Annotated in this window: 25 protein-coding genes and 1 other annotated feature; of the genes, 1 reads left to right on the top strand and 24 read right to left on the bottom strand. The window is 35.8% G+C overall.

What is annotated here, in order from left to right; translation table 11 throughout:
- Window positions 1-69: 69 nt before the first annotated feature.
- The 7 genes from QA612_RS04955 to QA612_RS04985 all read right to left on the bottom strand — a co-directional run bounded on the left by QA612_RS04955 (window position 70) and on the right by QA612_RS04985 (window position 6,411).
- Complete coding sequence (locus QA612_RS04955) at window positions 70-846, bottom strand: response regulator transcription factor (protein WP_278282664.1); 777 nt, start codon at window positions 844-846, stop codon at window positions 70-72.
- A 50-nt stretch (window positions 847-896) separates the two neighbouring features.
- Entirely contained in the window at window positions 897-1,556 is a 660-nt protein-coding gene (gene phoU / locus QA612_RS04960; RefSeq protein WP_278282665.1) for a phosphate signaling complex protein PhoU, read from the bottom strand.
- An 18-nt stretch (window positions 1,557-1,574) separates the two neighbouring features.
- Complete coding sequence (pstB, locus tag QA612_RS04965; protein WP_481804411.1) at window positions 1,575-2,399, bottom strand: phosphate ABC transporter ATP-binding protein PstB; 825 nt, start codon at window positions 2,397-2,399, stop codon at window positions 1,575-1,577.
- 32 nt (window positions 2,400-2,431) lie between these two features.
- The gene (pstA, locus tag QA612_RS04970) at window positions 2,432-3,286 is read right to left on the bottom strand and encodes a phosphate ABC transporter permease PstA (RefSeq protein WP_278282666.1); all 855 of its coding nucleotides are present in this window, start codon (window positions 3,284-3,286) and stop codon (window positions 2,432-2,434) included.
- Window positions 3,279-4,280: a phosphate ABC transporter permease subunit PstC gene (pstC, locus tag QA612_RS04975; RefSeq protein WP_278282667.1), complete on the bottom strand. Its 1,002-nt coding sequence runs from the start codon at window positions 4,278-4,280 to the stop codon at window positions 3,279-3,281. Before pstC ends, pstA begins: the two co-directional genes overlap by 8 nt.
- A gap of 120 nt (window positions 4,281-4,400) precedes the next feature.
- Window positions 4,401-5,405, bottom strand: a complete 1,005-nt coding sequence (locus tag QA612_RS04980) for a PstS family phosphate ABC transporter substrate-binding protein (protein WP_278282668.1) — start codon at window positions 5,403-5,405, stop codon at window positions 4,401-4,403.
- Window positions 5,406-5,670: 265 nt separating this feature from the next.
- Window positions 5,671-6,411 carry an MBL fold metallo-hydrolase gene (locus QA612_RS04985; RefSeq protein WP_278282669.1) on the bottom strand — a complete coding sequence of 247 codons (741 nt, stop codon included), beginning with the start codon at window positions 6,409-6,411 and terminating at the stop codon, window positions 5,671-5,673.
- Window positions 6,412-6,719: 308 nt separating this feature from the next.
- Here QA612_RS04985 and QA612_RS04990 point away from each other — a divergent pair, with 308 nt between their 5' ends.
- A complete protein-coding gene (locus QA612_RS04990; RefSeq protein WP_278282670.1) occupies window positions 6,720-7,049 on the top strand; it encodes a YobA family protein in 330 nt (109 codons plus the stop codon).
- Window positions 7,050-7,207: 158 nt separating this feature from the next.
- Here QA612_RS04990 and rpmA read toward each other — a convergent pair whose 3' ends face one another.
- From rpmA to QA612_RS05075, 17 genes are all read right to left on the bottom strand, one after another.
- On the bottom strand, window positions 7,208-7,501 hold the full coding sequence (gene rpmA, locus QA612_RS04995; RefSeq protein ID WP_278282671.1) for a 50S ribosomal protein L27: 294 nt from the start codon (window positions 7,499-7,501) through the stop codon (window positions 7,208-7,210).
- Window positions 7,502-7,519: 18 nt separating this feature from the next.
- Window positions 7,520-7,849, bottom strand: coding sequence for a ribosomal-processing cysteine protease Prp (locus tag QA612_RS05000; RefSeq protein ID WP_278282672.1), 330 nt, complete (start codon window positions 7,847-7,849; stop codon window positions 7,520-7,522).
- A 9-nt stretch (window positions 7,850-7,858) separates the two neighbouring features.
- The gene (gene rplU / locus QA612_RS05005) at window positions 7,859-8,167 is read right to left on the bottom strand and encodes a 50S ribosomal protein L21 (RefSeq protein WP_278282673.1); all 309 of its coding nucleotides are present in this window, start codon (window positions 8,165-8,167) and stop codon (window positions 7,859-7,861) included.
- Between the two features lie 13 nt (window positions 8,168-8,180).
- Window positions 8,181-8,260: a sequence feature (ribosomal protein L21 leader region), on the bottom strand.
- A gap of 91 nt (window positions 8,261-8,351) precedes the next feature.
- Window positions 8,352-9,860: an Rne/Rng family ribonuclease gene (locus tag QA612_RS05010; RefSeq protein WP_278282674.1), complete on the bottom strand. Its 1,509-nt coding sequence runs from the start codon at window positions 9,858-9,860 to the stop codon at window positions 8,352-8,354.
- Window positions 9,861-9,955: 95 nt separating this feature from the next.
- The gene (locus tag QA612_RS05015; protein ID WP_278282675.1) at window positions 9,956-10,789 is read right to left on the bottom strand and encodes a M50 family metallopeptidase; all 834 of its coding nucleotides are present in this window, start codon (window positions 10,787-10,789) and stop codon (window positions 9,956-9,958) included.
- Window positions 10,782-11,609, bottom strand: a complete 828-nt coding sequence (locus QA612_RS05020) for a M23 family metallopeptidase (RefSeq protein WP_278282676.1) — start codon at window positions 11,607-11,609, stop codon at window positions 10,782-10,784. The genes QA612_RS05015 and QA612_RS05020 overlap by 8 nt, the downstream gene beginning before the upstream one ends.
- A gap of 175 nt (window positions 11,610-11,784) precedes the next feature.
- Window positions 11,785-12,282 (bottom strand): DoxX family protein, encoded by a 498-nt coding sequence (locus QA612_RS05025; RefSeq protein ID WP_278282677.1) that lies wholly within the window; start codon window positions 12,280-12,282, stop codon window positions 11,785-11,787.
- A gap of 86 nt (window positions 12,283-12,368) precedes the next feature.
- Window positions 12,369-12,497, bottom strand: coding sequence for a hypothetical protein (locus QA612_RS05030; RefSeq protein WP_278282678.1), 129 nt, complete (start codon window positions 12,495-12,497; stop codon window positions 12,369-12,371).
- Window positions 12,498-12,958: 461 nt separating this feature from the next.
- Window positions 12,959-13,759 carry a septum site-determining protein MinD gene (gene minD / locus QA612_RS05035; protein ID WP_278282679.1) on the bottom strand — a complete coding sequence of 267 codons (801 nt, stop codon included), beginning with the start codon at window positions 13,757-13,759 and terminating at the stop codon, window positions 12,959-12,961.
- A gap of 131 nt (window positions 13,760-13,890) precedes the next feature.
- The gene (minC, locus tag QA612_RS05040; RefSeq protein ID WP_278282680.1) at window positions 13,891-14,577 is read right to left on the bottom strand and encodes a septum site-determining protein MinC; all 687 of its coding nucleotides are present in this window, start codon (window positions 14,575-14,577) and stop codon (window positions 13,891-13,893) included.
- 98 nt (window positions 14,578-14,675) lie between these two features.
- Window positions 14,676-15,203: a rod shape-determining protein MreD gene (gene mreD / locus QA612_RS05045; protein ID WP_278282681.1), complete on the bottom strand. Its 528-nt coding sequence runs from the start codon at window positions 15,201-15,203 to the stop codon at window positions 14,676-14,678.
- Window positions 15,200-16,135, bottom strand: coding sequence for a rod shape-determining protein MreC (gene mreC / locus QA612_RS05050; RefSeq protein WP_278282682.1), 936 nt, complete (start codon window positions 16,133-16,135; stop codon window positions 15,200-15,202). The genes mreD and mreC overlap by 4 nt, the downstream gene beginning before the upstream one ends.
- 13 nt (window positions 16,136-16,148) lie before the next feature.
- Window positions 16,149-17,189 carry a rod shape-determining protein gene (locus QA612_RS05055; RefSeq protein ID WP_278282683.1) on the bottom strand — a complete coding sequence of 347 codons (1,041 nt, stop codon included), beginning with the start codon at window positions 17,187-17,189 and terminating at the stop codon, window positions 16,149-16,151.
- Between the two features lie 506 nt (window positions 17,190-17,695).
- Window positions 17,696-18,370, bottom strand: coding sequence for a RadC family protein (gene radC, locus QA612_RS05060; RefSeq protein WP_278282872.1), 675 nt, complete (start codon window positions 18,368-18,370; stop codon window positions 17,696-17,698).
- An 82-nt stretch (window positions 18,371-18,452) separates the two neighbouring features.
- Window positions 18,453-19,031: a Maf family protein gene (locus tag QA612_RS05065; RefSeq protein WP_278282684.1), complete on the bottom strand. Its 579-nt coding sequence runs from the start codon at window positions 19,029-19,031 to the stop codon at window positions 18,453-18,455.
- Between the two features lie 147 nt (window positions 19,032-19,178).
- The gene (gene aspA, locus QA612_RS05070) at window positions 19,179-20,621 is read right to left on the bottom strand and encodes an aspartate ammonia-lyase (RefSeq protein WP_278282685.1); all 1,443 of its coding nucleotides are present in this window, start codon (window positions 20,619-20,621) and stop codon (window positions 19,179-19,181) included.
- Between the two features lie 120 nt (window positions 20,622-20,741).
- On the bottom strand, window positions 20,742-21,869 hold the full coding sequence (locus QA612_RS05075; protein WP_278282686.1) for a hypothetical protein: 1,128 nt from the start codon (window positions 21,867-21,869) through the stop codon (window positions 20,742-20,744).
- Between the last annotated feature and the right edge of the window lie 199 nt (window positions 21,870-22,068).

The following is a 22,068-nucleotide window of genomic DNA, read 5'->3' on the forward strand; positions in this document are numbered from 1 at the left end:
ATAATGCCTCCTCATGTAGTATACCTATCATTGAAGTCAACGTAAAATAAAGTGAATTAAAAAAGACTCTCAGCTTAGCATCGAGTCTTCCTTGTTAGACAATTCCTTATTCCAAGCAGTAGGGGGAATATGTTTCATCATATATCCAATATTCCTCACCGTTTTAACATAAACTGGGTTCCTACGTGATGGTTCTATTTTATGTCTTATGCGACTAATGAACACATCAATAATTCGTTCATCTAATTCCCCTTCTTCTCCAGTTAACTCTTTCATTAATTGTCCCCTTGATAATGCTTTCCCCCTATTGACAAATAAATAATATAAAAGCTCATACTCTTTCCTAGTTAAATCAACAGGTTCATCCTTTTTGTATAAAACGAAATGATCAGGATCAAGAATTAAATTACCATTTTTTAACCGATTGTCTGATGAAACTTCCTCATTACCTTTATCATTTTTTTCTAGACAACATAAAGTTCCACGTCGATAAATTGACTTAACTCTTGCCATAAGCTCTTTTTCTCTAATAGGTTTTAACATGTAATCATCGGCACCTAACTCTAGCCCTAAAACTGCCTCTAACTCATCCATAATAGAAGAAATTAGAATGATTGGTGTCCAATTATCATAAACATTTCTTAATTTTCTACAAAAATCTAATCCATTCATTATAGGTAAATCCATGTCAACAATAAGAATATCTGGTGATAACGTCTCGATTCCTTTAAATGCTTCTTCACTTGAAGATACTCCCCAGCATTTATATCCATTTGCTTTAAAAATGGCTTGTAATTTATTCCGGTTTTCATCATTATTATCTACGATTAGTATAGATTGTCCCAACGTATGCTCACCTCATTTAGAATTAAATTTTCTAATTATTGAAGGCATTACTAATTGAGATCAAAACGTTTGCCATTCACTTCATAAATAATCCATTCTGCCACATTCGTACAATAATCAGCAATTCGTTCAATAAATCTAGAAGTATAAGCTAACTGTGTTACATGCTCTGTAACACCAGTTTCAACTGCTACTACCTCGAAAATAGACTTAACAAAATTACTATAAGCTGTATCAATTTCGTCATCCATTGCTGCAATTTTTTGCGCTTCCATTACATTGGCACCTCGATAGGCATGAAAAACCGAGGTCATCATCACTTTCGCTTTCTCAGCCATTGTTTGTAATTCATCTTCAAAGCCATTCAATTGTTCTACATTTTTGAATCGCTTTGCTGCCTTTGCAATATCAACTGTTAGATCTCCCATTCGTTCTAAATCGCTTGATACTTTCAAGCTCACTATTATTTTTCTTAAATCGGAAGCTACAGGCTGTTGCTTTGCAATCATTAATGTTGCCTTTTCATTTATTTCTAACTCGAGCTGGTTTATATATTGATCATTCAAAATGATGTCATCTAGCTTAGCATATTCCTTCTCTTTAATCGCCATCATTGTATCTTCAAATGCCTTTTCAACCATTGAACCTAAAAGCATAATTTCTTCCTTCAGTTGAGATAAATCAATATCAAATTGTCCTCGAATGATCATAATTCATTCTCCTTTTCTTTATCCAAATCTTCCAGTAATATAGTCTTCTGTACGCTTGTCATTAGGTGTAGAAAAGATAATATCTGTATCATCATACTCAACGACTTCACCGTTTAAAAAGAAGGCTGTTTTATCTGAAATACGTGCCGCTTGCTGCATGTTATGGGTTACTATAATGATAGAATAGTTTTCTTTTAATTCTTGTATGAGCTCTTCTATCTTTAGAGTTGATTTAGGGTCTAATGCAGAAGTAGGTTCATCCATTAAAATGACTTCTGGTTCCACAGCGAGAGTTCTAGCAATACATAAACGTTGTTGTTGACCTCCAGATAATCCTAGTGCAGATTCATTTAATCGATTTTTAACCTCTTCCCAAAGTCCTGAACTTCTTAAGCTTTTTTCAACAATGTCGTTTAAAATCGCCTTCTTTTTAATTCCATGTACTCTAGGTCCAAAGGCAACATTATCATAAATTGATTTTGGGAATGGGTTTGGTTTTTGAAATACCATACCAACGGAAGAACGTAGTTCAACTAAATTAACAGACGTATCGAAAATATTGACACCATGATAATTGATAGACCCAGTCGTTCTGACAATCGGAACTAATTCTACCATTCGATTTAATGTTTTTAAGAATGTAGATTTCCCGCATCCAGATGGGCCAATAATCGCTGTAACACCGTTTTTCTTAATGTCTAAATTTATATTCTTTAACGCTTGATCGTTCCCATACCATAGGTTCAAGCCTTTTGCTTTAAAAACATTAACATTTTCTTCCGAATGTTGTTGTAACTTTTCCTCTACATTTTTTTCTCGCACAACGGTTTTCATTAATGCCATGTTAATTCCCTCCATATAATCATTTTGAAAAACTATAAAACTTCATTTTTTCGACGATAGTAGTTTCTAAGTAAAATCGCAAACATATTTAGTAAAATAACCATTAGTATTAAAACTAAGGCTGTTCCATAGGCAATCGGACGAACGACACTAGCTTGTGCATGTTGTGTTGCTAAAATATATAAATGATAAGGTAAAGCCATAAAGCTATCTGTTAAGCTAGATGGTAAGTTTCTTGAAAAATATGCAGCACCAGTTAAAATAATTGGTGCCGTTTCTCCAGCTGCACGTGCTAGTCCTAAAATAGATCCAGTTGCCATCCCAGGAATGGCTGTTGGCAATACAAGCTGACGAATCGTTTGCCATTTTGTTGCACCAAGAGCTAAACCACCTTCTCGGAAAGATCTAGGAACAGCTTTTAACGCTTCTTCAGATGCAGTAATCACCCAAGGCAAAACCATTATTGCTAGTGTAATAGCTGCAGTAATTAACCCAACACCAATTCGTAAAGTTGATGCAAAAATCGCTAATCCGAATAACCCATAAACAATGGACGGTACCCCAGCTAAATTACGGATACTCATTCGTATAATTCTTACAATAGGACCTTGCTTTGCATATTCATTTAAATAAATAGCTGCACCTATACCAACTGGAACAGAAATAAGTATTGTTAACGATGCTACGTAAAAAGTCCCTACTAAAGCTGGCCAAATACCACCTTCTGTCATATTACGTCTTGGAGGTTCTGTGATAAAGGACCAGCTAAGCATGTGAGCTCCTTCTCTCACAATGGAGAACAAGAGGAATAATAGTGCTGCAATCGTCATAAATGCAAAGGCACCAGAAATGGTAAACCAAATTTTTTCTGTCGTATGTTTACTCATTATTTAGTTTCCTCCTTTGCCTTGAAATAAGTATATCGGCGGTTAAATTAACAACAAATGTTATGACAAACAAAATTAATGCAATAACAAACAGTGCACTATAATGAAGACTTCCCCATGGTACATCTGAACCTTCGATTGCAATATTTGCCGTTAAAGTTCGAACTGAGGAAAAGTAATTAGGTAATGTTACTCCGAAAAACTCTCTTACAGGCATATTTAATGCATTTCCAGCTGCCATTAACACGGTCATTGTTTCACCAACAGCACGTCCAAATCCCAGCATAATACCTGCCATTATCCCTGATTTTGCAGCAGGTACTGTAATTGTCTTGATCGTTTCCCAACGGGTAGCTCCTAGGGCGTAAGCAGCTTCACGATAGTCCTTCGGTACACTTTTAATAGAATCCTCTGCGATGCTAATAATTGTAGGTAATGCCATCACCGATAAGATTACTGACGCAGTAAAAGCATTTAGTCCATTTGATAGTCCAAAAAGGTTCGCGACTATTGGTGATAAAATAACGAGAGCAATAAACCCAAGAATAACTGATGGGAAGATTGCAAGTACTTCAACAACTGGTTTTAAAATTTCTCTCACACGCTTGGGAGCAATCTCAGCAATGAAAATGGCAGTAAAAATGCCCCATGGAATTGCTATGATTAGTGCTCCTGTTGTCACCATAAAGGAGCTTATGATAAACGGAAGTGCTCCATACCCTGCACCCTGTGGTGAAGAAGGATACCAGCGTGTTCCGGTTAAGAATTCTACTATTCCAACTTCTCTTAAAGCATCAGACCCTTCTCTAATCAGGAAATATAAAATTAATAATAATACAAAGACTGCAATAGAACCGAAAACGAAAAATGCTTTTTCTATTAAAAAATCAAGTAGGTTAGCTTTGAAAGATTTTTGTGTTAATTTCTCTTTTGTTACTTGCTTTAAGCCTGATATTTTTTCTGATTCAGACCGATTTTGAGCATCAAGCTCCATGTTGTTACCTCCTGACAAATCTACTTTTTGAGATATTTTTAAAGATATGAACAAATAGTCATAATTTCTTTTAAAGAAGTGGGAATTATCCATCTGGATAATTCCCTTCACCTATCTTGATTACCAATCAAGTCCTAACTCTTCAAATGCAGCTTTGTTCGCTGCTTGATAGTCTGAACCAATTTGATAAAAACCTGTGTCATATCTTACTGCATCAGCAGTTTCTGATTGAAGTACCCACTTCAAGTAATCAAGCATAATCCCTTCTGGTGTACCATTCACGTAGAAGTATAGTGGACGAGCAATTGGATAAATCCCCTCATCAACATTTGATTCTTCAAATGATGTAACATACTCGCTGTTCTCGTCTAACGCTACATTTACAGCGTCAATGCCATCAATGTACCCAATTCCAATGTAACCTATTGCATTTACTTCCTGTTCCACAGCTTCACGAATTGCAGAAGACCCAGGCATAAACATAGCTCCGTCTGCAAAGTCTTCTCCATCCATTACGAATGTATTGAAGTAAACATAAGTCCCAGAGTTAGATTGACGGGAGTAAACAGTTATTTCTCCACCTTCATCCCAACCTACTTCAGACCAATCAGTGATAACACCTGTGAATATATCTTTAATTTGTTGGATCGTTAACTCTTCAATTGAATTGTCATTATTAATGGCAACCGCAAGACCGTCTTGACCTACAACGAATTCAATTGGTTCTGCTCCATTTGCTTGTGCATCTTCAATTTCTTGATCTGCCATTGCTCGAGAAGATTGTGCAATATCTACTTCATTATTAATCATTGCAGCAATTCCAGTACCAGATCCACCACCAGTAACAGATAAATCTCCGTTTAAGTTGTAATCCATGTATTCTTCAGCAAATGCTTGACCTAAGTTCACCATTGTATCAGACCCACGAATTTCTAAATAACCTTCAGGGAATTCGTCTACTACATCATTGTTGTCATCATTATTATTGTTATTTTCCTCTGAATTGTTGTTATTGTTGTTATTATTGTTTGACCCGTTATCCCCGCTTGCTTCTTCTCCTACACCACATGCTACTGTTAATGCCATAAGACCTGCTAAGATAATTGATAAACTAAATTTTTTCACTAATATTTCCTCCTCGGTTTCTTTTAAAATCTTTGTGTCTATGTATCTCGACTACAATTGCTAGTATAGTAGAAGTTTGTAAACTAGAAATAAACTGAATGTAAAGGTTTGTAAATAGTATGTAAATTTCTATCAATTGAGATTTTTTCTATATAACAGATGCAACAAATACGAAGCTAAGAAAAAGTTCACAAAAAAGTACGGAACCAGGTCCCGTACTTTTTTGTGAACTTAGAGGATATGATAATGATATGCTATAGTTGTTTTAGTTTTCCTTAGGCCATACTAAATCAGATGCTGCTAATTGAATGTTTCCTGAAAAATACTTCTTTGCTTCTTCTACTAGCTGATTATGAGATCCAAAATGAGGTAAGTGAGAGAGAATTAAATGCTGTACATCACTTTTTTCAGCTAAGGTCCCTGCTTCTTTACTATTCATATGTCCGTAGGTCTTTGCTTCTTGATCCTCATAGAAGCTCGTTTCGGTTATTAAGAGGTCGCTACCTTGGATGAAAGGTATTAATGCTTCATCATACGTGGTGTCTGCTGTATACACGAAAGACTTACTTCCATCTGTTATTTTCATAGCATAACACGGTACAGGATGATTGGTTTTTTGAAAGCTAAATGTGAATGGACCTATGGAAAGTGGACCATTACTATTATAAGAAAATACTTCAGCATATGGTTTTTTCCCCAGTCGATTAAACTCCATCAAGTCATCTTTATGAGCATAAATATGTAGTGGTTCTGTTGTCCCCTTTAAATTCATATCCACAACACGACTATATTGTAGTACACCTATATCCGCAACATGATCATGATGGTAATGAGAAAGTACTACAGCATCAAGTGTTGCCAGATTAATATGGTTTTGAAGTCTTGCTACTGCACCACTTCCGCAGTCTAGAAGAATTTTTGTATTTTCACCTTCAAGTAAATAGGCTGAGGTTCCTTCATTTTTACCAGGATATGCACCCCAATAACCTATAATAGTAAGCTTCATTTTCATCCCCCTTTTGAATTTATGTAATTATCAACCTTACTCCATCAACTCGAATTATGTTATCCTTAAATAAATAGATGGTCAACGATTGCTGATTCATACTACTACATCTCTACCCTGAAAATACGCGGTATAAAAGTTCAACGAAGTATAGACAAAAATGCTTAGCATGGGAAGTCTAATATAAAATATCACAAAAGCAATAATATGAAAAATGGACCTTCATTTCTTTTTATTTTTCACTATAAATACTTAAATAAAACATAACCAATAGATCCATAAACGTAAACTATAAGGAGATGATTGTCATGAAATTTATCATATCACTATTTTCTATCTTTCTAATATTTATACTCGGTGGTTGCATGGGGATTATTGGTGATCAGCAAGAAGGATATATTGTAGAAATTAATGAAAGAATCTTGGTTGTCAGTGGAATTTCTCAGGAAGAAGCTGTCGAGATGACGGAAGAAGATATTTTACATCCAGAGACAAGTGTTGGAAGTGCTACTTGGTTTTCTGTTACAGATAGTGATCAATATGAAGTAGGACAGCTTGTGCGCGTCTCCTTTCGAGCAATGAATGAAAGTTATCCAGGGCAGGCAACAGCTACTAGTGTCAAAGTATTAGAAGAATAGTAAATAAGGGAAATGCTTTGTTCACAAAAAAGTACTAGACCATGTCTGGTACTTTTTTGTGAACGGTCCTTTTAGGTAGATAACTTTCCTTAGACTAGAATAAAATGTGAAAAAACTCTAATGAAATACATTCATTAGAGTTTTTAATAAGCATTAAATTAAGCTTCTTGTGCTACTGGATACACGCTAACTTGCTTACGGTCACGTCCAACGCGTTCGAATTTAACAACGCCATCGATCTTTGCAAACAATGTATCGTCTCCACCTTTACCTACGTTAACACCTGGATAGATTTTAGTTCCACGTTGACGAACTAAGATTGATCCACCTGTTACTTCTTGGCCATCTCCGCGCTTCGTACCAAGACGCTTAGCAATAGAGTCACGACCGTTCTTTGTACTACCTACACCCTTCTTTTGGGCGAAAAATTGAAGGTCCAATTTTAAAAACATGGTCTTCACCTCCTGATTTTACGATTTAATTCGAATAAACTGTCCGTATTGCTCCTCCATTGTTTTCAATGAATAGAACAATCCTTCGAGTAATAGTTGTACTTTCTCATAAGTGTTCGGTTCAATTTTTTCAGGAACACGACAGCGGAGAAAGCCTCCTTCACCTTTCATCTCAACGTTTAATCGGACATGGCAAATTTCTGCAATCCCATTAACTGCACCAAAGGCTACAGCTGATGCTCCTGCACAAACTAAATCCTTTCCGTGAGGTCCAAATTCAGCATGTCCTTCCATCGTAAAAGTATGAATGGTGTTGTCATTATTCCGTTCAAAAACCACATTTATCATAGGAACACCTTATGCATTAATTTTTTCAATCGTCACTTTTGTGTATGGCTGACGATGACCTTGCTTACGACGGTAGTTTTTCTTAGCTTTGTATTTAAAAACAGTAAGCTTTTTAGCTCGACCTTGTTTATCTACTTTACCAGAAACAGTCGCACCTTCTACGTATGGAGCTCCAACTTTTGTTTCTTCTCCACCGACAAAGATTACACGATCAAATGTAACTGCGTCACCTTCTGCTACATCAAGCTTTTCAATGTAAACTTCTTGTCCTTCAGTTACTTTTACTTGTTTTCCACCAGTTTCAATAATTGCGTACACGAACGGCACCTCCTTTAATACTCAGACTCGCCATTACAGGTGCATTTAACAATAAAAATGCTTAATACCTGATCTGTGCGGTTGTAGCTCTTTGGAGATATCCCAAACAACTAACAAAGGAAATCATATCATAATTGAAAGGATAATGTCAATGAGCTTTATAGGTAAAAACAACTGTTTTCACCTATTTGTTATTATATCTAGATTTCCAAATTTCTTTAATCTCTAATTTCCCACCCATTAAACGAATAACATGCTTTGAAGAGGTAGACTTCGCATCCTCCATTGTTAATGGAAGAAGAAAAAGCTTCTTATTAATTGAATCTTCCATAGATCTTATTTTTTCCTTATTATTTAATAACAATTCATCAAGTATGGATTCTTCTACATCTAGAAGAATTGCTTCACATTCACTATGCCTTAAAGTATATAAATCTCGAGAAATAGATGAGATGGAAGATGAAACGCTTTGTATTTTCCCTGTTCCTAAGCAATTCGGACAATCATCAAGTAATATACTATCTATGGAGCTTCTTGCCTTCTTTCGTGTCATTTCAACTAAACCAAATTGTGTGAAACCAGCTATGTTTGTTAAGGAACGATCCTTCTTGAAAGATTTTTTTAATGTAGTTAGTACCTGTTCTCGATCCTCTTCCACCTTCATATCAATAAAATCAATAAGAATGATACCCCCAATATCCCGAAGTCGTAATTGTTCTGCAACAATATGAGCTGCCTCTATATTTGTTTTTAATACTGTTTCTCTAAGATTCGTTTTACCAACGAACTTCCCTGTATTTACATCAATTACTGTCAATGCCTCTGTCCGTTCTATTACTAAAAATCCGCCATTTTTTAACCAAACATGTCTCCGAAGAGTCTTTTCGAGGTTCTTTTCTAAATCAAATGCATGAAAGATATCTTCCTTTTCTTGATAGAGCTTAACGTTTTTTTTACTATCATCCTCAACCCATTTAATTAATTGTCTATAACTCTCCCTCTCATCCACATATACCTCCGTATGGCCAGATGTCACATAATCTCTAACAACCCTATGAACCAAAGAGGACTGATTATAAAGGAGTTTAGGAGGCTGTATCATCTTTGCATCTTCACTAATTTTATTGTATTCCTCACGAAGGCGTTCAAGTTCCCCATAAACTTCTGTTTCATTCTGTTGCTCTCCTATTGTCCGGATAATAATACCCTCTTTTTCTGATAACCAGTCACCACTTCGACGTCGCCACTCCTCTCTCACTTCCTCCGAACTCATCTTTTTAGAAACGGCCACATAACTTCCAAATGGTAAGTACACTAAGTATTTCCCAGGTAATGAACATACCTCCGTAAGACGTACTCCTTTTGTTCCAACAGCCTCTTTCGTTATCTGTACAATAATTGATTGGCCTTTTGTTATTAGTTTTCTTATTGAAGGAGGTGATTCTAATTTTTTTTCTTTATATGGCTGGAAAGCTAATAGATCATTTCGAAATAAAAAACCATTTTTCCCCACTCCAATATCGACAAAAGCAGCTTCCATACCTGGAACAATATCCATCACTTTCCCTAAAAATATATTACCAATTCTTGTTCGATCATCCTCTTGTTCAAAAAGCCATTCAACTATTTCGTTATTATCTAAAACAGCGCCTCTTTTTTCGTCTGCTACCATATTTAAAATTACTTTTCGCAATACTAAAAGCCCCAATCTTCTTATATCATTATGGACTATTATATAAAGAAAAAGAGATGATTGGCAAGGTACCAGGCACCATTCCAATCATCTATCTATAATAATTTTAGTAGAGGTAAAAATCGTTTTTTTTCATTAAAAAATGCTTCTAAAACTTCTTTTTCTTCTAAAATTACTCCATTATTTCCAATTATAAATAAATGATATTTCTGTCTATTCACTTCCTTCATGGCATCTGCCACGGTTAAAGTGGGGAGTACCTTTAGCCTCTTCTCTAATGGAGGTGGTGGTACTTTTCTTCTTTCCAATAAAAATCGAATAAACATAAAGTGACGTTGCTTATATTCTAGATAATGATGAACCCATAAAAATATTACAATTACAATTAAATTTAAGTGAAATGGGATATATATCAATGAAAAAGCTGTTAATACAACCAATAATAATATTGATGAATGAAAGCTTATTCGATATGCCTTATGAAAGGGGCTAAAATACGAAAATAATGAGAAGAGAAGCTTTCCTCCATCTAGCGGTAAAATGGGGAGTAAATTAAATATAAGTATTGTTAAATTATAAAAAACGAACTGTTGATGATCCGCTTCACTCCACAAAGGTGTATTAATTAAAAAATAACTTACAATGATTAACCAGATGTGTTGTAAAGGACCACATATTATTACCAAAACTTCCTCTTTTACTGGTCGATTACCATATTCCTCTGTTTCTGCCATCCCACCAAAAGGAAGGAGGAGAATTTTTTTAATTCTCCAACGATAATGGTAAGCCATAATACTATGCCCTAGTTCATGGACGAATACAATAAAGAATAACATGACCACTTCTTTGAAAAGTCCAGTTAATCCACCTACTCCTAGAATCGCCCAAAAAATAGGGTGTATTTTTATTTTTCGAAATAAGCTAATCAAATGAGATCACTTCGGACGGGTCCACAAATCTATTTCCTTCCCTTAGAGCAAAGTAATAGATGCCAACCTCTTCATTTTCCTCATGAGAAGTCACTCTTCCAAGCAAGTCACCACTATCAACATGGTCGTGTACTTTTACAGAAATATCATCAAGCATTCCATACCAAGCTTCAGTATCATCATAGTGGCGGACAATAATCACTTTTCCCCATTCATTCGCTTCATCTTCCCCCACATATCGCACAACACCGCTACGGACAGCCTCTACTCTTTCATTAGATACTGTCTCCACATAAATCCCTCTACCATTCTGTTGAAATGACTCCCTAACAGTTCCTGTTGCTGGTAAAGCATAATTATTTTCATTAATATCGTTTTCAATATCTCCAGGGGCAACAGTGTCCAAGTTAGGCGGTACAAGTGCAAGTGGATGCCCAAAGGCATTTTCGTACCAATTAGCTACAGTACTAAACTGAAATTCCTCTTGGAAGGATTTTTCTACATAGCCTCTTGCCCCTTCTAAAACTGGAGTTTGAGACTGGACGATAATACCGATAATAAAAAACAAACAAACGCTGGCCAAAACTTGCATCATAAAACGATCTTTCCGAAAAAAAGATTCCCCTTTTGTACTAGAATAAGCATTTCTATTATCATAGGAGTATAATGTATCCTCTCGTTCTTCATCGTGCTTTACAGAGAAAGGAATCATTTCTCCCCTACGGTCCCGTTCTCGAAGTACTTGGTAATGTGGGGAATGTTTTCTTCTTTTCCTTTTGGCATCAATTTTTCTTTTTAATTTGTTTACTCTGTTTTTCATAAACGTTCCCATCCCTTGTCCCCTAAGATTCTTAGTAACATATGTATGACTTGTCCCTTCTATATATGCTAGGAAGTTGTCCACATTTATAAATTTAGTTACAAAATGGATGAGAATGTCGTAAATAAATAAGAAAAAAACGTTCCCTAATTACGAGAACGTTTCCGCAAAATAGCTATAAAGAATTTTCAGGAGTAAACCGATTATTAAAAAGCCTCTCTCGTATATAAGGGATTATCCAGCGATCGCCACCAATTCTTCCAGCATTATACCCTGCCACTAATATGAATATTGTAAAGAGAATCATCCAAGGGTTTGTTGAAATGGTACCAGCAAACATAAATGCAAAATTCATTACAATTCCAAAAAAGGCTGCTGCTGTTGTCAATACACCTAAAATTAGGCCCAAACCGACTAATACTTCTCCCCATGCTACTAAGAAACTAAAGACACCGGCATTAGGAAGGGCAAAATTTTCAATAAATGCGTGGTATGTTGGATATTGCTCCATCACCATTTCATTATTTACTACACCAGTTAAATAACCAGCTGCATTAAATCCTTCCGTTACTTTACCGAAGCCTGCACTTAACCATAACCAGCCAATGTAAATTCTTATAATTGTTAAAATCCACGATGTCACTACATTATTTCTTATAAAATCTAAAAACAAGAATAATACCTCCTAGAGAGATCATTTTACTGACCACACACAGTATATATTTAGTCCTTATGTAGCTTTCCCCTTCTAAAAATCAATTATGAAAACATTTGTAGAAAAATATTATTCGGTGCTTTTATTAAATTTCTATTTGAATTTTCACCTCGTTTCGGCTCCTTTCTAAGAGGTGTTCGTCCGTTACTGGTGATAGCGTTCACCACAGGCATCCTCAGCCTCCACACTAGACATTTTGTATACTGCTAAAGTACATGGTCCTGTCTCTGCCTCTGTAAGTGTTGATCTGTTGTTATATGCGTCGAGACAACCCGAAGTTTATTCGTGAAGCATATGCTCGTCGCAGGAGTCGTCGCCTTTCATTACTGAACCGATACTTATTTTCAGGGTAGACCACCCATGCAAGAAAACTTCCACCATGGGGGATGAAAATACTCATCAAGTTGGTTCATCCGTTACAGGTGACAGCTTTCTGTGGGGCACGGCCTCAACTACCTAAAACTTACACAGTAAGCTTTTAGGTGATTTTCGGCTAGTGCTGATCCCACTGGAGTCATCACCCTTCACTACTCAACCAGTCTATTTTTAGGGTAGAACAAAAAATAAAACCATTAGATACAATGTAATCTAACGGTTTATAATAAGCTTATTTTATTCTGTTTAGGGCACGTATTTATACTCGAATCCCTAAAAATTTCTTCATTCGTGTCATCATACCTTTTTGGTTTTCCAATGACATTAACGGGACATTCTCACCACATATTCGACGAGCAATATTACGATATGCTATAGATGCCTTAAATTTTGGGTTCATTGCAATTGGTTCTCCACTATTTGAAGCCCTAATTACATCATCCTCATCTACAACAATACCTAAAAGTTCAATAGAAAGTATTGTTACTACTTCCTCTATGTCTAATGAATCTCCGCTTTTACTCATATGAGGTCGTATGCGATTAATAACTAGCCTCGGTGGATCAATGGCTTCCTCTTTTTCTAATAGTCCAATAATACGGTCTGCATCTCGAACAGAAGATACTTCAGGAGTTGTAACAACAATAGCCTTATCTGCACCAGCAACTGCATTTTTAAAGCCTTGTTCAATTCCGGCAGGACAATCAATCAAAACATAGTCATAATCCTTTTTAAGCTCACTAACTAATTTTTTCATTTGACTTGGCTGAACTGCACTTTTATCCTTCGTTTGTGCTGCAGGTAGGAGAGTCAAGCACTCAAATCGTTTATCCGTAACTAATGCTTGATGTAAGCGGCAACGTTCCTCAACAACATCAACAAGATCATAAATAATTCTGTTTTCCAAACCCATTACTACATCTAGATTTCGAAGACCTATATCTGTATCAATTAAACATACCTTTTTTCCAGATAAAGCAAGAGATGTACCAACATTTGCAGTAGTAGTTGTTTTACCTACGCCGCCCTTCCCTGATGTTATAACGATTGCTTCTCCCACAATCCTCTCCCCTTTCTAAAAAACTACTTTTTCATTTATTACGAAAATGTATCAATTGTAAATGTATATATTATTAGTTTCCTATTTAAATATTCTACCATGAATTAGAACATTAAAGTAAATTTTATTATTTAGAAAGACGTTGACAGATCAGGCCGTTCCCCATTCAGCCGTTGTACACGATCCACAACGATTTCACCTGATTCATCAATAAAAGCACATTCCATCATTTTAGGTATTTCCGTAGTAGTTGAATCAGGATTCCTTCTAAAGGTATCTGCAATTCTTAATTGAGAAGGAAGCATTGCAGAAGCACATATGACAGCATCACGATTACCCTCATATCCTGCATGTGCAATCCCTAATAATTTACCCATAACAAAAATATTACCCGTTGCCTTAACTGTTCCCCCAGGATTTACATCACCAATTAATAATAAATCCCCTTTCATTTCAACAACCTGACCTGAACGGATAATTTTGTTTAAACGATTAACATCTTGGTTTTTTCGCAGATCTTCTGCCTCAGCTTTCGTAATAACATCCGAATCAATGGTCTCTATAACACCTTGAATATAATCAGATAGTGTTTTACTCAACAATTCAATTTGTTGGGTACTTAAATACCTCATTCCTGTAACTAATTTCACACGAACAAAGGCATCTTCACTTTCTATGGATTGTGGTCGTTCTGAAAGCTTTAATTGTAATTCTGTAATTAGGGAATCAAATGAACATTGGTCATTAAGAAAAAATGTTAACCCATCTTTTGTCCCTTTTATTAGTATATTTTGTTTTTTTAGTTGTTTTGGTGTCATCAATTCCCCTCACCTCAATTCTTAAATTAGGGTAATGTCATTTTTTTCACTCATTTAAGAGAGGATAATACAAGATAGTTCGATAATTACATCAGTTTTTAAAGTTTCTTTTCTTCTTCTTGTTTTTGTCTTAAATAATAAAAACCTTTTCTTAACGGATATGCGAATACTGAGATAAAAGCAACGTTTAATAATAAACTAGGTAAAAAACGTACATTGAAAAATTCAGCGTGTTCCACAGTAGTTATTCCTAGTAAAAGCATCATCCCATATACATAATAATCAAGTGTAATAACCGCAAGTACTGCAGTAATAATCGCAATAATTAAGTTTCGTTGAAAAATAGGAATGGAAATAGATAATAAATAAGCAATAAACCCCATCCCAAAAGCATACACTCCAAGAACTGACATATAAATGACATCATACATAACACCAAATATAATACCATAAACAGTTCCTACCATTCGACCACGAAAAATACCTGCAAAAATAATGATTAAAAATACCCATCTTGGAGTAAACAAATATGGTACTCCAAACTGATCTGGGGCAAAAATTTGAAATACTGATCCTTCCAATATAAAAAGGAGAAAAAGGATAAGGAATAGTACGTATCGTATCATGACTCCTCACCCTCATCATTTGTTGCTTCTTCTTCATCTAACTCATCTTCTTCAATCTCAACGCCCTCGATATCTGGGTCAATTTGTGGTTCTAGTGAGGTTGCACCTCTTTCAATTACCAGTACATAATCTAGTTGATTAAAATCAGCAGTAGGTTTTACTAATGCCGTTTGTGATAATCCAAATTCATCTGCTTCAAAGGAGACAATCTCTCCTATAAGTAATTCACTTGGAAAAATCCCTCCTAAACCAGAAGTAACAACACTTTGTCCAACCTCAATCTCCGCATCAATATTAATCATAGTAAATTGCAGGTTGCCTGTTTCGTCATCTATTCCTTCAATAAACCCATAAATCGAATCATCACTATCTACGAAAGCAGATATACGATTAGAACGATCTTGGTCACTTAATAGCTGAACAGTCGATGTAAATTGAGAAACATTTTGAATTTTTCCAATGAGCCCTTTCGAAGTCATGACGGCCATATTGACCTCAATCCCATGCTGCGCACCTTTGTTGATACCGATAAACTCATTCCACCTATCTGGTGAACGGTGAATCACTAGAGCAGAACGAATAGAATAACGATTTAGACTTTCCTTGATATCAAGGGAATTCGTTAGTTCTTCATTATGTCTTCTCAGTTCATTTAACTCAACTTGAAGAGTAGCATACTCGTCGAGATGAGACTTGAGGATTTGATTTTCTTCATAAAGGTTTTGTAAATCATTAATATTCTCAAAGAAACCCGCTACTAAATGAGCGGGTCTTGAAAAGGCAGACTGAACCCAGCCGACGCTATCAGTAATAAATTGCTCCGGCCACGACAAAGTACGACGTTCATTCATGGAATAGCCAATAAGTGCAACTAGTATGATTATACATACAAGTAAAATGATGAGTCGCTTATTAGAAAAAAATGACTGCATATGCGACACCTACTTATCCTTTTCTATTGGAACGTACAGTAATACCAGCCTTTGATCTAAAAAGGTGTAAATTCTCTAATGCTTTCCCTGTACCAATTGCTACACAATCTAAAGGGTTTTCTGAAACTAAAACCGGCATGTTCGTCTCATCAGATAACACTTTATCTAAATTGCGAAGAAGTGCTCCACCACCCGTAAGGACAATCCCTCGATCCATAATATCTGCTGCAAGCTCTGGCGGTGATTGCTCTAGCGTATCCTTCACAGATTGAATAATCATAGAAACTGTATCTTCAAGGGCATCAGCAATTTCATCGGCAGAAATTGTTATGGTTTTCGGTAACCCACTTACAAGATCTCGTCCTCGAATATCCATTTCATCTGATGTATCTGGTTTTCCTGCAGAACCGATCTCAAACTTTATTGCTTCGGCTGTACGTTCTCCGATCATTAGATTATATTTCTTCTTTACATATTGGGCGATCGCTTCATCCATTTCATCACCAGCAACACGGACAGACTCACTAGTAACGATCCCACCAAGAGAAATAATAGCAACTTCAGTCGTTCCTCCACCAATATCAACGATCATACTACCTGTAGGTTCCCATACTGGAAGGTCTGCACCAATTGCAGCTGCAAATGGTTCCTCGATTGTATATGCTTCACGTGCACCAGCTTGTTTTGTTGCATCCTCAACTGCCCGTTTTTCAACAGCAGTAATTCCAGATGGAACACAAACCATCACGTTGGGCTTTCGTGTAAAAATACCTCTATTTCGTAGTGCTTGTTTTATAAAATATTTCATCATTGTAGCAGTTGTATCAAAATCAGCAATTACCCCGTCCTTCATAGGACGAATAGCAACAATATTTCCTGGAGTACGACCGATCATGTTTTTCGCATCGTTACCTACAGCTTCAATAGAACCTAAATCAGAACGGATAGCTACAACTGATGGTTCACGTAAAATAACACCTTTTCCTTTCACATAAACAAGTGTATTAGCTGTACCTAAATCAATCCCTAAATCTCTTGAAAAACCACCAAACATCTATGTAATCTCCCTTCATTATGAACAAAACTCATATCGTTAATTATACTCAATATTTTTTCGAAAGAGTAGCATTTTCATACTAACTCTTAAAAAACTTATAGTAGAAAAAGGCAATGGTCACAAATAAAACCTAAAAACTGCCCACGTCCTGTGGGACAAAGGCATATATCATCGCCGTTCAAAGTCTAAAAAACCTTTCAAATTATACTGCCTTCTTAAAGGGTTCTGAAGCCCCTTTAATTGGATTCTTAAACTTCTATAACATTATACTAAAAATCCTTACTTTATCCTACCACAATGATAGGAGCATGTATACGTTAGAAAAAACTTGTTTATTAATAAAATATATTTCAGAGATTGTGGCGAAATTAGGTGTCATATCAGCCTTTCTATCTCCCAAAAAAGAAAGTACTTCTTGAATAAGAAGCACTTTTTTCATTATTTTATGCATTTCATTTTATATAGTATAGACACAAAGATTCCCTATTAGGATGTCGTTTGTTTTATATATATCCTTTTTCCTTTAAAGAGCAGTAACGCTGCTCACCTATAATAATATGATCCAAGATATCGATCCCTAGCATCCTTCCTGATTGCACAAGCCTTTTCGTCACTTCAATGTCCTCCTGACTTGGCGAAACATCTCCGGAAGGGTGATTATGTAGACAAACAATCGAAGCAGCAGAATAACGAAATGCTTCTTTGAAAACCTCCCTGGGATGAACGATGGAGGCATTTAAGCTTCCAATAAAGACCGTTTGTTTATGCATTACGTGATTTTTTGTATTTAAATATAGACATACAAAATGCTCTTGTGTAAGATGACGCATTTCTTCCATCATATAATTAGCTGCATCCTCAGGGGAACGAATCGTGTAGCGATCTTCTATGGAAAACTGTTGAATTCGTTTTCCTAATTCCATTGCTGCCTTCAACTGAACAGCTTTTGCCTCACCAATCCCCTTAATATCCTGTAGTTCTTTGATTGAAGCTTCTTTTAATAACTTCAAGCCATCGAAATGCTGAATAACACGTGCAGAAAGCTGAATGACTGATTCAGATTTCGTTCCAGAGCCTAAAAGAAGTGCGATCAGTTCTTGATTAGATAAAGCTTGTGAGCCTTCTCTTACCATCCTTTCCCGTGGACGTTCACTTTTAGGTACGTCTCTAATCATCATTGCCAATGTAAATCATTTCCCCTTCCTTTTTGACCTACCTAACGGAACAGATACATAAGCAAGGAAGAAAAAGACTGTCTCACTAGTTGAGGTCACTTATTATTTGGAATTCTTTTTTTAATGCACGAACAACCCTTGCAATTGGTAACCCCACAATCGTAAAATAATCACCTCGAATGGAATGTACTAATGTGGCCCCGTTTGTTTGTATACCGTACCCTCCTGCTTTGTCGAAAGGGTCTCCCGTATGAACATATGCTGAAATCTCCTCTTCTGTTAACTCAAAAAAAGTTACTTGGGCTATTTCACAAAAGCTTAGTTTCTTTTCATTACTAATAATGGAGACTCCGGTCATAACGTGATGTGTTCGTCCAGATAAACGTCGTAGCATTTCCTTCGCTTCTTTTTCATCATGAGGCTTTCCTAATACATCTTGATCCACAACAACGATCGTATCTGCACCAAGGACAACATGATCAGGAAAACGAGAAAAAACCTCCTCTGCCTTTTGGCTGGCTAAAGAAACGACTACCTCCTCTGGTGATTCTTCCATATTAAATTGTTCAACAACACGACTTTCTTCTACGAAAAATGGAATATGAACTTGTTCTAATAATTGTTTTCTTCTCGGAGATTGAGAGGCTAAAATGAAAGGTTTCATGCGGACACTCCCTTAACAAAATTTGTTCCATTTTGCCAAGGTTGTAATTATTATACAAAATCTCAGCAAAGGGAACAATAGTTCTTCTTATTTATCACAAATTTGTAATATACCTGCTAGTATAATGCTTTCCTATTTTTTATATCATTATTTTTCAGGATCTTCCCCAAATATAAGCTCAGGTGCAGCAATACCAGGATTCGTCATTTCTATAGGATCTAGTATTCGATCTAGCTCCTCTTCACTTAAAAGACCTTGTTCAAGACAAATCTCTCTTACTGGTCTATTTGTCGTAATTGCTTCTTTTGCAATTCTAGCTGCAGTTTCATAGCCTACGTGAGGATTAATTGCTGTTATAATCCCAACACTCTGTTCCACGAGCTCTTTACAACGTTCTACATTAGCTGTAATTCCTTCCACCGTAAACTCCCGGAAAACTCTGATACCATTTTGAAGAATCGTAAAGGACTGTAATAAATTAAATACTAGTACTGGTTCCATTACATTTAGCTCTAATTGCCCCGCTTCAGAGGCAAGACTAATAGTATGATCATTACCAATGACTTGAAAGGATATCTGGTTAATTACTTCACACATAACAGGATTTACTTTTCCAGGCATAATGGATGATCCTGCTTGACGTGGAGGTAAGTTTATTTCATTTAATCCTGTTCGAGGTCCAGAACTCATTAGCCTAAGATCATTCGCAATTTTAGAGAGATTGATTGCTAATATTTTTAATGCACTAGATAGTTGTGTATAAGCATCTGTATTTTGAGTAGCATCAACCAAATCTTCTGCACGATGAAATGGCATACCAGTCATCTCAGCTAAATGTTCCGTTACCTTTTTAATATATTCTGGCATTGCATTTAGGCCTGTCCCAACAGCTGTTGCTCCCATATTTACTTCATACAGTAAATCAACAGATTGCTTTACACGACCTAAATCTCTCGTGAGCAAACGGCGATAGGAACCGAACTCTTGACCTAAACGAATAGGGACTGCATCCTGTAAGTGAGTTCGTCCCATTTTTAAAACATTATCAAATTCCTTTTCTTTTTTTCGCATGGATTCTATTATTGCAGTTAATGATTTAATTAAACCTTGAGACAGATTAAGACAAGCAATATTAATTGCAGTTGGGAACACGTCATTTGTGGATTGAGCCATATTTACATGGGTATTAGGACTAACCATTATGTACTCTCCCTTTTTCCCACCTAATAATTCAATGGCTCTATTAGCAATTACCTCATTTGCGTTCATATTTATAGAGGTACCAGCACCACCTTGTATGCTGTCCACAATAAAATGATCGTTAAACTTTCCTTCAATCATTTCATCTGCCGCCTTCATAATGGCATCGGCAATCTTCTTATTTAAAACACCTACATCCCTATTTGCTTTTGCAGCTGCCTTTTTTACATATCCTAGTGCTCGTATTAGTTCCTCGTGTGGAGGATATCCTGTAATTGGAAAATTTTCTTTTGCTCTAATCGAATGAATGCCATAGTATGCGTCCCCTTCAATCTCCTTTTCTCCCATTAAGTCTCTTTCTGTGCGAATATACTTCCTTTTATCTGTCATTTTTGATTTCCTTTCTGATCATAGATTATATCTTAAAGTAGTTTTAACAAACCAAGACAAAACATAAAGTCTCCCCTGAAAATAATTGTGAAACCTTGCATCAAATACCTTTCTTTATTTTTAACTGTTTGCTAGAAGAAATTCCACTATTCCTTCATACATCATCATCATATTTAATAAACGATCCTGGATGCTCCATGCCTCTTCTGTAGAGTAAGATTCAAAATGATTCAATACCTCAAGCCCTTGTTCTATCCATGTCTGTCCCATCGCATATAACTCATCGTTTTCACTTGTTTCCATCTGTTCTAACGAAGATCTCCAATCAATAGCGGTAGCCACTATCGATTCCCTATCTCCTTCTGTTGACTGTACTTCTAACACATCATTAGATGACAGATAAGCTGCTTCCTCCATCCATTTAACACCATTGTCTAGAAAGGTAAACCACTCTTCAGGAATAGTTTCTCCGTAGCCAAAAACATCGTAAGCTTTAACATACGTACCGTAATCTTCTTCTTCATAATATGAAGCAATTTTTTCGGCATTATCACGGTGGCTACTTATGCCAATAAATAAATACATTAATTCATTCGATTCATTTTTTTCTGTTAATAAGGCTGGGTACCCATTACTATGAAAGGAAGAAACAATTTCATCTCCTTTTTCAGTTGTAGAAAATGCCCCACCTTGAATAACGTGTAGGTTTAAAGATGGAATAACATATTCATCACTATCTTCCTCTTCATTCACAACTCCCCCTACTTGATTGGAAGAATTATTTCCATTAACGATCGATACAGTATCTCCTGTTGTAAAAATATGAAGTAAAAAGAGACCAAATGCTGCACCGACTAAGATTGCTGATACAATGGACAAGAAAAGGGAATGTGAAAAAACCTTAAATGAAAACTTTGAAGGTCGCTTCTTCTTTCGATGAAAGGGAGGAAGCTTAGGACCTTTATCCCGTACTCCATCATCCCAAAAGGGACCTGAACGATCCTCTTTTTCTTGTCTCATTTTTTCTAAATCCAATATATTTTTAGATGCTTGTTCATCATCATTTTTTTTCATTTCATGAAAAGATAATGTATCCTCAATATTATTAGCTTCCACTGCAGCTGCTATTTCATCAGAGGAAGGAACTTTTTTATTCGTCTTATTTTTTATTTCATTTTTATTTTTTCTCTCATAGTACGACTGTTCTTTCCCATTTAAGCGAATTGAAACGTTCTTTTTTCTGTCCACTATGTGATGTCTCCTTTCTTTCTTCCATTCTTACTTCTATTCTATTAATAAAATGAAAATGATAGAACGAATTTTTAACTAATAGAAAAAATAGTTTTATTCTATTACCTTAATCTAACTGTAATATATTCCAAAAATTAAAAGAAAGAAAGACAATATATTTATTCCCTGTTTAATAGAAAAAACTCCTCTTTCTCAA

The sequence above is a fragment of the Evansella sp. AB-P1 genome (genome assembly GCF_029688925.1).
In the GTDB taxonomy this organism is placed as follows: domain Bacteria; phylum Bacillota; class Bacilli; order Bacillales; family Salisediminibacteriaceae; genus Evansella.

What these genes read in the sequence shown, in the direction of transcription:
- pstC (WP_278282667.1), bottom strand. Translation starts at nt 4,280, where the DNA reads ATGGAGCTTGATGCTCAAAATCGGTCTGAATCAGAAAAAATATCAGGC.
- QA612_RS05020 (WP_278282676.1), bottom strand. Translation starts at nt 11,609, where the DNA reads ATGAAAAACAGAGTAAACAAATTAAAAAGAAAAATTGATGCCAAAAGG.
- pstB (WP_481804411.1), bottom strand. Translation starts at nt 2,399, where the DNA reads ATGGCATTAATGAAAACCGTTGTGCGAGAAAAAAATGTAGAGGAAAAG.
- radC (WP_278282872.1), bottom strand. Translation starts at nt 18,370, where the DNA reads ATGATGATTAGAGACGTACCTAAAAGTGAACGTCCACGGGAAAGGATG.
- QA612_RS05030 (WP_278282678.1), bottom strand. Translation starts at nt 12,497, where the DNA reads ATGCCTGTGGTGAACGCTATCACCAGTAACGGACGAACACCTCTTAGA.
- rpmA (WP_278282671.1), bottom strand. Translation starts at nt 7,501, where the DNA reads ATGTTTTTAAAATTGGACCTTCAATTTTTCGCCCAAAAGAAGGGTGTA.
- QA612_RS04990 (WP_278282670.1), top strand. Translation starts at nt 6,720, where the DNA reads ATGAAATTTATCATATCACTATTTTCTATCTTTCTAATATTTATACTC.
- QA612_RS05055 (WP_278282683.1), bottom strand. Translation starts at nt 17,189, where the DNA reads ATGTTTGGTGGTTTTTCAAGAGATTTAGGGATTGATTTAGGTACAGCT.
- aspA (WP_278282685.1), bottom strand. Translation starts at nt 20,621, where the DNA reads ATGACAGATAAAAGGAAGTATATTCGCACAGAAAGAGACTTAATGGGA.
- QA612_RS05000 (WP_278282672.1), bottom strand. Translation starts at nt 7,849, where the DNA reads ATGATAAATGTGGTTTTTGAACGGAATAATGACAACACCATTCATACT.
- QA612_RS05065 (WP_278282684.1), bottom strand. Translation starts at nt 19,031, where the DNA reads ATGAAACCTTTCATTTTAGCCTCTCAATCTCCGAGAAGAAAACAATTA.
- minC (WP_278282680.1), bottom strand. Translation starts at nt 14,577, where the DNA reads ATGACACCAAAACAACTAAAAAAACAAAATATACTAATAAAAGGGACA.
- mreC (WP_278282682.1), bottom strand. Translation starts at nt 16,135, where the DNA reads ATGCAGTCATTTTTTTCTAATAAGCGACTCATCATTTTACTTGTATGT.
- mreD (WP_278282681.1), bottom strand. Translation starts at nt 15,203, where the DNA reads ATGATACGATACGTACTATTCCTTATCCTTTTTCTCCTTTTTATATTG.
- pstA (WP_278282666.1), bottom strand. Translation starts at nt 3,286, where the DNA reads ATGAGTAAACATACGACAGAAAAAATTTGGTTTACCATTTCTGGTGCC.
- QA612_RS04985 (WP_278282669.1), bottom strand. Translation starts at nt 6,411, where the DNA reads ATGAAGCTTACTATTATAGGTTATTGGGGTGCATATCCTGGTAAAAAT.
- phoU (WP_278282665.1), bottom strand. Translation starts at nt 1,556, where the DNA reads ATGATCATTCGAGGACAATTTGATATTGATTTATCTCAACTGAAGGAA.